The sequence below is a fragment of the Metabacillus dongyingensis genome (assembly GCF_019933155.2).
In the GTDB taxonomy this organism is placed as follows: domain Bacteria; phylum Bacillota; class Bacilli; order Bacillales; family Bacillaceae; genus Bacillus_P; species Bacillus_P dongyingensis.
Genome location: NZ_CP082944.1, coordinates 4813241 through 4825174, shown reverse-complemented (window position 1 = coordinate 4825174; position 11934 = coordinate 4813241). Strand labels below are relative to the sequence as shown.

At 41.7% G+C, this 11934-nt stretch carries 11 protein-coding genes; 10 read left to right on the top strand and 1 reads right to left on the bottom strand.

What is annotated here, in order from left to right; translation table 11 throughout:
- Nucleotides 1–1307: 1307 nt before the first annotated feature.
- The 8 genes from spoIIR (at nucleotide 1308) to K8L98_RS23800 (ending at nucleotide 7532) form a co-directional block, all read left to right on the top strand.
- Entirely contained in the window at nucleotides 1308–1979 is a 672-nt protein-coding gene (spoIIR, locus tag K8L98_RS23835) for a stage II sporulation protein R (protein WP_223438653.1), read from the top strand.
- A 234-nt stretch (nucleotides 1980–2213) separates the two neighbouring features.
- Nucleotides 2214–2657 (top strand): hypothetical protein, encoded by a 444-nt coding sequence (locus tag K8L98_RS23830; RefSeq protein ID WP_223438652.1) that lies wholly within the window; start codon nucleotides 2214–2216, stop codon nucleotides 2655–2657.
- Nucleotides 2658–2820: 163 nt separating this feature from the next.
- On the top strand, nucleotides 2821–3861 hold the full coding sequence (locus K8L98_RS23825; protein ID WP_223438651.1) for an L-threonylcarbamoyladenylate synthase: 1041 nt from the start codon (nucleotides 2821–2823) through the stop codon (nucleotides 3859–3861).
- A gap of 75 nt (nucleotides 3862–3936) precedes the next feature.
- Nucleotides 3937–4497, top strand: a complete 561-nt coding sequence (locus K8L98_RS23820; protein ID WP_420828808.1) for a manganese efflux pump MntP — start codon at nucleotides 3937–3939, stop codon at nucleotides 4495–4497.
- Nucleotides 4498–4603: 106 nt separating this feature from the next.
- Nucleotides 4604–5053 (top strand): low molecular weight protein arginine phosphatase, encoded by a 450-nt coding sequence (locus K8L98_RS23815; RefSeq protein WP_275976728.1) that lies wholly within the window; start codon nucleotides 4604–4606, stop codon nucleotides 5051–5053.
- A gap of 20 nt (nucleotides 5054–5073) precedes the next feature.
- Entirely contained in the window at nucleotides 5074–5523 is a 450-nt protein-coding gene (gene rpiB, locus K8L98_RS23810; protein WP_223438650.1) for a ribose 5-phosphate isomerase B, read from the top strand.
- A gap of 5 nt (nucleotides 5524–5528) precedes the next feature.
- Complete coding sequence (locus K8L98_RS23805) at nucleotides 5529–6101, top strand: TIGR01440 family protein (RefSeq protein WP_223438649.1); 573 nt, start codon at nucleotides 5529–5531, stop codon at nucleotides 6099–6101.
- A gap of 195 nt (nucleotides 6102–6296) precedes the next feature.
- Nucleotides 6297–7532, top strand: coding sequence for a serine hydroxymethyltransferase (locus tag K8L98_RS23800; RefSeq protein ID WP_223438648.1), 1236 nt, complete (start codon nucleotides 6297–6299; stop codon nucleotides 7530–7532).
- Nucleotides 7533–7611: 79 nt separating this feature from the next.
- Here the strand turns inward: K8L98_RS23800 and K8L98_RS23795 are convergent, their stop codons facing one another.
- Entirely contained in the window at nucleotides 7612–8439 is an 828-nt protein-coding gene (locus K8L98_RS23795; RefSeq protein WP_223438647.1) for an undecaprenyl-diphosphate phosphatase, read from the bottom strand.
- 374 nt (nucleotides 8440–8813) lie between these two features.
- Here K8L98_RS23795 and K8L98_RS23790 point away from each other — a divergent pair, with 374 nt between their 5' ends.
- On the top strand, nucleotides 8814–10940 hold the full coding sequence (locus K8L98_RS23790; RefSeq protein WP_223438646.1) for an alpha-amylase family glycosyl hydrolase: 2127 nt from the start codon (nucleotides 8814–8816) through the stop codon (nucleotides 10938–10940).
- Between the two features lie 235 nt (nucleotides 10941–11175).
- The gene (gene upp / locus K8L98_RS23785; RefSeq protein ID WP_070877078.1) at nucleotides 11176–11805 is read left to right on the top strand and encodes a uracil phosphoribosyltransferase; all 630 of its coding nucleotides are present in this window, start codon (nucleotides 11176–11178) and stop codon (nucleotides 11803–11805) included.
- Nucleotides 11806–11934: the final 129 nt, after the last annotated feature.

The window sequence follows — 11934 nt, the reverse complement described above, 5'->3', positions numbered from 1 at the left end:
GAAGTGCCCAACTCGTAAAGACCGCCATTCAATTAGCAAAAATCAATCTCCAACTCGCAGGAATTTCGTTTCAATTCTCAAAAACGGTGATCCAACTCCTAAACCTTGATTTCGCACGAAAAAACCGCATAAAAATGCCTGTAACTAGCTGCGGTTAGCAAATTTATCTATGGTACAGCTAAAAAATTCAGCTGCAAAGGGTATCAGACTCGGAACTGAAGCACCCAACTCGCAGAAACCGCCATTCAATTAGCAAAAACCCATCTTCAATTCGCAAGAATCACGTTTCAATTCTCAAAAACGGTGATCCAACTCACAAATCTCAATTTCAAACGAAAAAACCGCATAAAAAAGCCTGTTACTAGCTGCGGTTGGCCAATTTATCAAAGATGTAGCTAAAAGTACTAAAGCATAGGGTATCAGACTCGGAACTGAAGCACCCAACTCGCAGAAACCGCCATCCAATTAGCAAAAACCCATCTTCAATTCGCAAGAACCACGTTTCAATTCTCAAAAACGGTCATCCAACTCACAAACCTGGATTTCGAGCGGAAAAACCACATAAAAATGCCAGTAACTAGCTGCGATTGGCCAATTTATCAAAGATGCAGCTAAAATTACTAAAGCATAGGGTATCAGACTCGGATCTGAAGTACCCAACTCGCAGAAACCGCCATCCAATTAGCAAAAACCCATCTTCAATTCGCAAGAATCACGTTTCAATTCTCAAAAACGGTGATCCAACTCGCAAACCTTGATTTCGCACGAAAAAACCGCATAAAAATGCCTTTTACTAGCTGCGATTGGCCAATTTATCGAAGATGCAGCTAAAAATATGAAAGAAATTCAGCTGCATATGGTATTAGACTCGGAACTGAAGCACCCAACTCGCAGAAACCGCCATCCAATTAGCAAAAACCCATCTTCAATTCGCAAGAACCACGTTTCAATTCTCAAAAACGGTCATCCAACTCGCAAAGCTCAATTTCAAACGAAAAAACCGCAAAATAATGCCAATTACTTGCTGCGGTTGGCCAATTTATCGTAGATACAGCCCAGAATATTAAAGAAATTCAGCTTCATAGGATATCAGACTCGGATCTGAAGCACCCAACTCGCAGAAACCGCCATCCAATTAGCAAAAACCCATCTCCAACTCGCAGAAATCACATTTCAATTCACACAAATGGCAGTCCAATTCGCAATCCAGGTTTTCCAGCAAAAAAATAGATTACTAGACTCAAAAAACTAGTTTAAGAATCTAAATCCCTGTCCATACTGTTTCCTAGAAGGGGATGGTGAGGGAAATGAAGAAACAGCATATCGCATTTATCTATATTTTATTATTATTACTTGGTGCAATAATGAACGTATATAAAGAACCGCTTTCGGCTGAAGCCAAGCAGCAGGGATCGGAACCGGTTGTGATTCCGGAAGAGGCGATTCGTCTCCGCATTTTGGCCAACAGCGATTCTGATGAGGATCAGGCTTTAAAACGCAAAATCCGCGACGAAGTAAATAAAGAGATTACGGTGTGGGTTGAGAAGCTCACTTCTATAGAGGCGGCACGTGAATTAATTCAGTCAAGACTTCCTGAGATTGAGAAAATTGTTCAGTCTGTTTTAGTGAAAGAGAACAAGGAGCAGGAATTCAGCGTTGATTTTGATAATGTCAGTTTTCCGACAAAGATGTATGGCAGCTATATTTACCCGGCAGGTGACTATGAGGCAATTCTGATCACGCTCGGTGAAGGGAAAGGGGCCAACTGGTGGTGCGTGCTGTTTCCGCCGCTTTGCTTCCTTGATTTTTCTAACGGGCAAGCTGTCCAGGCAGCTGAGATCGAAGAAGAGGACAAAAGAGCAGAAGCTGAAAAAACGTCCGAAGAGCTTAGTGCTCTAATTGTAGATGAAGAAGAAGAAAAAGAAGAAGTAGAAGTCAAATTCTTTCTGGTTGAATGGTTTTCGAACTTATTCTCATGATGGACTTAAGGGAAAATCCTTAAGTCTTTCTTTTTTTTCTAGTAGTAAGAAATGATAAAAATTTGCGCTTTGATCCTCAACAAATCCGGCATAATAGTCAAACCCGGACTTTTCTGCCGGAAACTTATCTGTCTTACGGAGCTAAACGGGTGCTTTCACTTTTCTTATTATTGAGTGCATAAAATTCATTCCCCGTCATAGATTTGAAGTAGAAAAGAAAAACGGGGTGAAATGATGTACTATCAATTGCGGATTGCAGAGAAAAAAGATGTACAAGCCATAAAATCATTTATCGAAAAAGCGGGTTTGATCTCTGATGGAATAGAGGACATTGCCGAATACTTTGTCGTATTGGAAAGTGATGAAAATACAATCGTTGCAAGCTTGGGAATTGAACCTGTGAATGGAGACGGTTTACTGCGTTCCCTTGTCGTTTCTGAAAATATAAATCAGGCTCATCTTCTTTCATTATTTGAAAGTATCCATGCATTGGGAAAAGAAAAGGGGCTTCTCGGAAGCTACCTCGTCACCAATAAGAAAAATTCTATCGAATTTCTTAAGCTCATTGGTTATCAGTCTGTGGAACAAAACGAGATTCCTAAGCACTTATTAAAATCGGCTCATTTTAAAGAATCATTGGAAAAGGAGCATGCCGTTGTGATGGTAAAAACCTCCTGATGTGGATATATCCACATAGTTATCCACCGATTCACAAGCTTTATCCACAAAATGTGGATAAAGCTTGTTTTATTTGGGGTCATCTTTTATACTTTCATGAGGAATGGAAGAAAAGGTCGGGAAATATAAAGTTATTCACATGTTAGACAGGAGAGTTATAAGAATGGAAACAAAAGTTTGGATTGTGGATAATTTAAAGGATTTATCCTTAAGTTATCCACAAATTGCACAGGCAGCAGCCAAATTAAGAGAGAATGAGGTTGTGGCTTTCCCAACTGAGACCGTATATGGCCTTGGCGCAAACGCAAAGTCGGATCTCGCTGTGGGTAAGATTTATGAAGCAAAAGGAAGGCCGAGCGATAATCCACTGATTGTCCACATTGCGACAAAAGAACAGCTGCATGAAATTGCTGCTGAAGTGCCTGTTTATGTGGAAAAGTTAATCGATGTTTTGTGGCCTGGCCCGATAACATTTGTCTTGCCGAAGAAACCCGGGCTGTCTGATCGTGTAACAGCAGGACTTGATACGGTAGCTGTAAGGATGCCAGATCATCCGTTGGCACTTGCCATTATCAAAGAAACAGATCTGCCGATTGCTGCACCTAGTGCGAATCTATCTGGAAAGCCAAGTCCTACACGCGCTGCTCATGTATATGATGATTTAAATGGCAGAATCGCCGGGATTATGGACGGAGGGGCAACTGGTGTAGGTGTGGAGTCTACTGTCTTAGACTGCACTCAGCAGATTCCGGTCATTTTAAGACCGGGCGGAGTGACGCAGGAACAGCTTGAAAGCCTAATTGGAAAAGTTATAATGGATCAGGCTTTAATAGAAGAAGGGCATACTCCAAAGTCGCCTGGAATGAAATATACCCACTATGCACCGAAAGCACCATTAATAATTGTTGAAGGCTCTTTAACTTTTTTTCAAAAAACAATTGATGCTGCAAGACGAGAAGGGAAAAAAGTTGGTGTGCTTGCAACAAAAGAAAAAGCAGAAAGCTATCAGGCCGACACTGTTTTAGTTTGCGGAAGCAGAGATGACATGCAGACAGTTGCAGCCGGACTCTACGATGTGCTGCGTGAATTCGACGCGGCGGAAGTAGATTGTATTTACAGTGAAAGCTTTTCAAATAAAGGTGTCGGGCAAGCGGTGATGAACCGTTTACTGAAGGCTGCAGGACAGCAGGTTGTGAAGGAATAAGAAGACTTAGAAGATGTTCTAAGCAAACTCGGACTTGCATAAGTTTGAATGAGGCGTGTCCGAGGAGGCTTTAAAATGAATATAGAGGCATTAATTGGGGAACTCATTACCTTATTTATGATGGCATTTGCACTTGGAATGGATGCTTTTTCAGTCGGGCTTGGGATGGGGCTGATTAAACTCCGGTTAAGGGAGATTTTTTATATTGGTCTGACGATTGGTCTGTTCCATTTATGGATGCCTCTTGCCGGAATGTGGATCGGAAAAGTGCTTTCCAGTACGTTTGGGAATATTGCCTCGATTGCAGGCGGTGCTCTGCTGATCCTTCTCGGAGTGCAGATGATTTTCGCTTCATTTAAAAAAGATAATGAACCTATGATTACGCCGGTAGGCTTTGGGCTCCTTTTTTTTGCGCTCAGCGTAAGCCTGGACAGCTTTTCAGTCGGTTTAAGTCTTGGAATTTACGGTGCAAGAACGTTCCTGACAATCGCAATGTTCGGCCTTGTCAGCATGGTGCTCACATGGATTGGCCTTCTGATTGGAAGAAGAGTTCAAAACTGGCTAGGTACATACGGTGAAGCTCTTGGCGGAAGCATTCTATTAGGTTTTGGCCTGAAGCTGATTTTTCCAATATAGATGATAACAGGTCCAATAATGGCCTGTTTTTTGTTTTTCTAAGGAAGTCCCAATGACTACTTTCCTAATCATAATTGGATTATAATAAAACAAAGGAGGCAGATGAATGATTAATATCCTTTTTGTTTGTACCGGAAATACATGCAGAAGCCCAATGGCCGAAGCATTATTGAATCATATGAAAGAAAACGATCTCCTATCGGTCAAATCTGCAGGTGTGTTTGCAAGTGACGGAAGTGATGCTTCCATTCATGCAAAACAGGCCCTTGATGAAAAAGGAATTGTATGCAATCACCGGTCGGCCCTTTTGAATGAAGAGCACATCCGTTGGGCAACGTACATTTTAACAATGACTGACAGCCATAAAGAGCTGATATTTGAACGATATCCGCAGGCGATCGAAAAAACCTTTACTCTATCTGAATTTGTGATGGAGGGTGAACAGAATCGGCGCGATGTCATGGATCCGTTCGGAGGTTCAATTGAGATTTACAGAATGACCCGTGAAGATTTAGAAAAAATGATTATGCTTCTGATTAAGAAATTAGAAAATTAAGCGTTCTGGAGGGTTCAAAAATGAAGATTGCAATTGCTTCTGACCATGGCGGACTGAATCTCCGCGAGGAAATCAAGCAGCTGATGGATGAAATGAAAATACAGTATGAAGATTTTGGCTGTGAATGCGAAACGTCTGTAGATTATCCGGACTATGCGCTTCCGGTAGCAGAAAAAGTGGCAAGCGGGGAATTTGACCGCGGAATTTTGATTTGCGGCACGGGCATCGGCATGAGCATTTCTGCCAATAAAGTAAAAGGGATCCGCTGCGCGCTTGTACATGATACATTCAGTGCAAAAGCAACTAGAGAGCACAATAACAGCAATATGCTTGCTATGGGCGAGCGTGTTATCGGTCCTGGTCTGGCCCGTGAAATTGCAAGAATCTGGCTGACAACCGAATTTGAAGGCGGAAGACACGAAAATCGCGTCAGCAAAATCACTGCATTTGAAAATAAACTGCAGGGGTGAGCGAAATGACAACGATTGGGGAGTGGAAGAAACAGCTGCGTACGATGCTCGCTGATTTAGAAGAGCAGTCTTCCTTTCGCGCGGGAAACATCTTTGTGGTTGGCTGCAGCACGAGTGAAGTGATTGGAGAAAAGATAGGTACGGCAGGTACGATTGAAGCCGCAGAAATGATTTTTGAAGAATTAAAGGCGTTTAAAGAACGAACAGGCATGCATCTTGCTTTTCAATGCTGCGAGCATTTGAACAGAGCTTTAGTAGTTGAGCATGAGACAGCTGCTTCCTATAACCTTGAAGCAGTAACAGTTACACCTGTCCGAGCGGCTGGCGGAGCGATGGCGACATATGCTTATTCAGCTTTTAAAGAGCCTGTTGTGGTTGAATTCATTAAAGCTGACGGCGGCATTGATATCGGTGATACTTTTATCGGCATGCATCTTTTGCATGTTGCGGTTCCGGTCAGGAGCTCTGTAAATCAGGTTGGACATGCTCATGTTACAATGGCAAAGACACGTCCGAAGCTGATCGGCGGAGAAAGAGCCGTGTATGCAGCCATGGAAGAAAACAGGAAGTGCACGTAATAAATACGAACAATATAAAAAAATTGTGTAGTTATCATTCGTTATTTTAGTGCTATTTTCTCAAAAAACACCGTTCTCGATAAAAAATATACATAAATCTATTACAATCTTGATCATGAACGTGTACAATAAAGTTGAATTGAATGTGAAAATTGTCTGCAAAATCAGATGAAATGGATAGGGGGATTCTAAAACATGAAACATTTAAGCAAGCAGGATACAAGTGTATTTGAAGCAATTCAGGATGAATTACAGCGTCAGCGCACGAAAATCGAATTGATTGCTTCTGAAAACTTTGTGACAGAAGCCGTAATGGAAGCTCAAGGATCTGTCCTTACGAACAAATATGCAGAAGGATACCCTGGCCGACGTTATTACGGAGGCTGTGAGCATGTGGATGTTGTAGAAAATATCGCTAGAGACCGTGCAAAAGAAATTTTCGGTGCAGAGCATGTTAACGTGCAGCCTCATTCAGGTGCACAGGCAAACATGGCTGTGTACTTCACAATCCTTGAACAGGGTGATACAGTTCTTGGCATGAACTTATCTCATGGCGGTCACTTAACTCACGGAAGCCCTGTTAACTTCAGCGGCGTGCAATACAATTTCGTTGAGTATGGTGTGGATCAAGAAACACATCGCATTAACTATGAAGATGTATTAGAAAAAGCCCGCTTGCATAAGCCGAAGCTTATTGTTGCAGGAGCAAGTGCATATCCTCGTGCAATTGATTTCAAGAAATTCCGTGAAATTGCGGATGAAGTCGGAGCTTATTTCATGGTAGACATGGCTCATATTGCAGGACTTGTAGCGGCAGGCCTGCATCAAAATCCTGTTCCTTATGCTGATTTTGTTACAACAACAACACATAAAACATTGCGAGGACCTCGCGGCGGTATGATTCTCTGCAAAGAAGAATTCGCTAAAAAGATTGATAAGTCGATTTTTCCTGGAATCCAAGGCGGACCGCTTATGCATGTTATTGCTGCAAAAGCTGTTTCATTTGGAGAAGTCCTTCAAGACGACTTCAAAACATATGCATCTAACATCATTGCTAATGCAAATCGTCTTGCTGAAAGCTTGAAGAACCAAGGATTAACGCTAGTATCAGACGGAACAGACAATCACTTGATTTTAATTGATGTTCGTTCTTTGAATCTGACTGGCAAAATTGCAGAAAAAGTGTTGGATGATATCGGAATTACAGTGAACAAAAACACGATTCCTTTTGATCCGGAAAGTCCATTCGTGACAAGCGGAGTCCGCATCGGTACTGCTGCTGTAACAAGCAGAGGCTTCGGTCTTGAAGATATGGATGAAATCGCTGCGATCATGGGTCTTGCTCTAAGCAACCCTGAAGATGAAGCAAAATTAGAAGAAGCAAAGAACAGAGTAGAAGCTTTAACTTCTAAGTTTTCTTTGTATGTATAATTGATTGGGCTGACTTGTTCAGCCCTTTTTTTGACCAAAAAAAGAGCAAATCCAGATGAACCGGAGTTGCTCTTTTCTCTTATAGAAATACAAAATAAATCACTGCTGCTAAAATAATGCGGTAAATGGCAAACGGCACTAATTTAATTTTGTTGATAAGGGACAGGAAGAAACGAATTGAAATTAAAGCGACAACGAATGCGCTGATAAAACCTGCAATAAAGAATGGAAGTGCGTCCAGCGTGAAGTGCTCCCAATTCTTAAGAAGCGACAGTCCGCTTGCACCTGCCATAATTGGCACGGCCATGATGAAGGTGAAGTCAGAAGCAGTTCTATGATTCATGCCAAGCATAACGCCGCCGGAAATCGTCGATCCGGAACGCGAAAATCCTGGCCATAACGATAAACATTGGATCAGCCCTACAAGCAGAGCCTGTTTGTATGTGATTTTATCCACGGTTTCTGTTGTAATGGTTCTTTTGCGCTGAACGAAATCAGCAGCCAGCATCAAGAACGCGCCAATTACTAAGCCAATTAAAACTGTATGGATAGAAAATAAATATTCATCGATATAATCTTCAAATAGAAGACCAAGAACAGCAGCAGGCAGCAAACCTACGATGACTTGTGTTAATTTTAACTTTGTTCGTTTTTCTTCAGCTGATTCTTTTTTCAGACCGAGCAAGCTGATAAAACGCTCTCTGAAAATAATGACGACCGCAAGAATGGATCCTAGCTGAATCACGATTTTAAACGTATTTGCAACAGGTGCACCAAAAAGGTCTTTCGATTGAAACAGCAAATCATCAAATATAATCATATGTCCAGTAGAGGATACTGGAGCAAATTCCGTTAAACCTTCCACAATTCCTAATACAACAGCAACAAAAATCTCCCATAAATTCAAGTTTAAATCCACCTCTTTAACTAGTTCAATTTAAAAAACGCTCTTTGATGATTTTAAACGTTTCATAGATAGAAGTCTATGAATTTCATGAAAATGGTAATCTGTGTAAAGTGAAATTCTCTGAGGATGGGCCAAAATACTTAAAAGCTAAAAGTGGAAAATGAGTATTTAGAATATTGTGTAAACGATTAAATCTATTTAATATCATTCTTAGATAACTGCAACCCGTACCTGCAACATAACCTGAGGGCTATGCATTGTCCTGATATGGACAACAACCCCGTTATTCTTTATGAATAACGGGGTTTTATTATGGAAAGGAGGACGCAGCAATAGGAAGTACAGGAAAACATGATCAAGGGAGAGATGGCTGGATGTTAAAAAAAGCAATGAGTTTAACAGTTGGTTTTGTTCTTATTTTTAGTTTGTATGGACCGTTTGCGGATAATTATGCAAACGCTTCCACTGATAATAAAGTAAACTATTCGAACGATGTTATCTATCAGATTATGACGGATCGATTCAGTGATGGGAACGCTAATAACAACCCGACAGGCAGCTTGTTCAGCGCAGACTGCTCGAATTTAAGAAAATACTGCGGCGGTGACTGGCAGGGAATTATTAATAAATTGAATGACGGATATTTCACGGATATGGGGATTACGGCGTTATGGATATCTCAGCCTGTTGAAAATGTTTATTCCGTTTTGAATGATACAGCAGGCACGACATCCTATCATGGATATTGGGCGAGGGATTTTAAAAAGACAAACCCTTTTTTTGGCACGATGCAAGAGTTTCAGACCCTTATCAATACAGCACATCAAAAGGGAATAAAGGTCATTATTGATTTTGCGCCAAATCACACCTCTCCAGCATCTGAAGACACTCCATCTTATATGGAAAACGGAAGGCTATATGATAACGGATCGCTTGTTGGCGGCTATTCAAACGATGCGAAAGACTTATTCCATCATAATGGCGGAACGGATTTTTCTTCTATTGAAGATGGAATTTACAGAAATCTCTATGATCTGGCAGATTTCAACCATCAGAACCCGACAGTGGATAAATACTTAAAGGATTCTGTGAAGCTTTGGCTCGATATGGGAATCGACGGTATCAGGGTAGATGCAGTAAAGCACATGCCGTTCGGCTGGCAAAAGACCTTTATGGAAACCATCTACAGCTATAAACCGGTGTTTACGTTCGGAGAATGGTTCCTTGGGGAAAATGAGGTGGATCAAAATTATTATAACTTTGCCAACACCGCAGGAATGTCACTTCTTGATTTCCGTTTTGGCCAAAAACTGAGACAGGTATTGAGAAACGGCTCTGACAACTGGAATGGCTTTAACTCGATGATTACTGAGTCGGAAGCGAAGTATGAACAGGCTGCCGATCAGGTTACCTTCCTCGATAACCACGATATGGACCGCTTTCACTTTGACGGGGCGGATGTAAAAAATACAGATCTTGCTTTAGCTGTCATGCTCACTTCAAGAGGTGTGCCGAACGTTTATTACGGAACCGAGCAATATATGACAGGCAATGGAGACCCGAACAACCGGAAAAAACAAACATCGTTCAATAAAACAACAAAGGCCTATCAGATTATCAGCAAGCTTGCAGCCCTGCGTAAATCGAACCAGGCTTTAGGCTACGGAAAGACAAAAGAAAGATGGATTAATAATGATGTCTATATCTATGAAAGAACATTTGGCAAAGATGTAGTATTGGTAGCAGTGAATAAAAGCAAAACAGCATCTTACAATATAACAAATCTCACAACGGCCCTGTCTGCAGGGAGTTATTCTGATCAGCTGACTTCCTTATTGAATGGCAATAGTTTATCAGTGGGCAGCGGAGGAGCTGTTTCTGCATTTGACCTTTCACCAGGGGAAGCAGGCGTCTATTCTTCCAACGGAACCGCAGCCGCACCGGCAATCGGTCAAATCGGACCGGTCATGGCAGTGCCTGGAAGCACCATCACAATCAGCGGAGAATCCTTCGGCACATCTGTTGGTTCAGTGAAGGTTGGAACAGGAAATGCAGCCGTATTATCCTGGTCTAATACAGAAATTCGTGCACAGGTGCCAGTTTTAGCTGGAGGCAATTATCAGGTGTCTGTCACTTCATCCGGAGGGGCTGTAAGCAATACGTACGGTCCAGTTGAGGTTTTATCCGGAAAGCAGTCATCTGTACGGTTTATAGTGAACAATGCAACAACTAGTCCTGGCCAGTCAGTATATATAGTAGGAAATGTAAGCGAGCTTGGAAACTGGGATGCAGCGAAGGCTATTGGACCGATGTATAACCAGGTAATCACAAAGTATCCGGGCTGGTATTATGACGTCAGCGTGCCGGCTGGCCGTAATGTTGAATTTAAGTTTATTAAAAAGGATGCAAGCGGAAATGTTGTCTGGGAAAGCGGAGCGAACCATTTTTACACGACCCCATCAAGCGGACCGGGGACATCTATTTCTAATTTCCAGAACTAATAATGATCAGCTCACCTGTTTGAGGGGTGAGCTGTTTTTCATTCATGAGTAAGACTGATAAAAGGGAGAACTGCCTCGGAGTTACACCGATAAATGTTCTGAAAGAAATTTTATTATTATCTGCGGTCTAACGGTCCTTTTAAAGAATCCTGCAAATAAATCTCCCATCCTTCTTGAAACAGATCTGCTTTTTCTGTAAAATCTATTGAAGTGTCATAGAAAAGGAGATGAGCCGATGGGCAAAGTATACGTTTTTGATCATCCACTTATTCAGCATAAGCTAACATATATCCGTGATGTAAAGACAGGTACGAAAGAATTTCGTGAGCTTGTTGATGAAGTTGCGAGCTTGATGATGTTTGAAATTACAAGAGACATGCCGCTTGAAGAAGTGGAAGTTGAAACACCGGTGCAAGTAGCAAAATCAAAGGTTTTGGCTGGCAAAAAGCTTGCGATTGTCCCTATTCTCCGAGCTGGTCTTGGAATGGTTGACGGAATCATTAAACTGATCCCGGCTGCAAAAGTTGGACATGTAGGGTTATACCGCGATCCAGAGACGTTAAAGCCGATCGAGTATTATGTGAAACTCCCTTCTGACGTGGAAGAGCGCGAATTTATCGTTGTTGATCCAATGCTTGCAACAGGCGGATCTGCTGTTGAAGCAATCAACAGTGTGAAAAAACGCGGCGCTAAAAATATCAAATTCATGTGTTTAATCGCGGCTCCAGAAGGTGTGGAGATTGTGAAGGAAGCACATCCTGATGTTGATATTTACATTGCAGCACTTGATGAAAAATTAAATGATCATGGATATATTGTCCCTGGCCTAGGTGATGCCGGAGACCGCATGTTCGGAACGAAATAATAGAAAAGAAATCCTCCTTTATAAAAAAGGGGGATTTTTAGTTTTATACAGGATAAAAAATTTCGCATGGCTGTCAAACTGCAGCGCCTCTAGAACGGCTCCGCCAAAAAAGTCAAACCCGGTCATTTC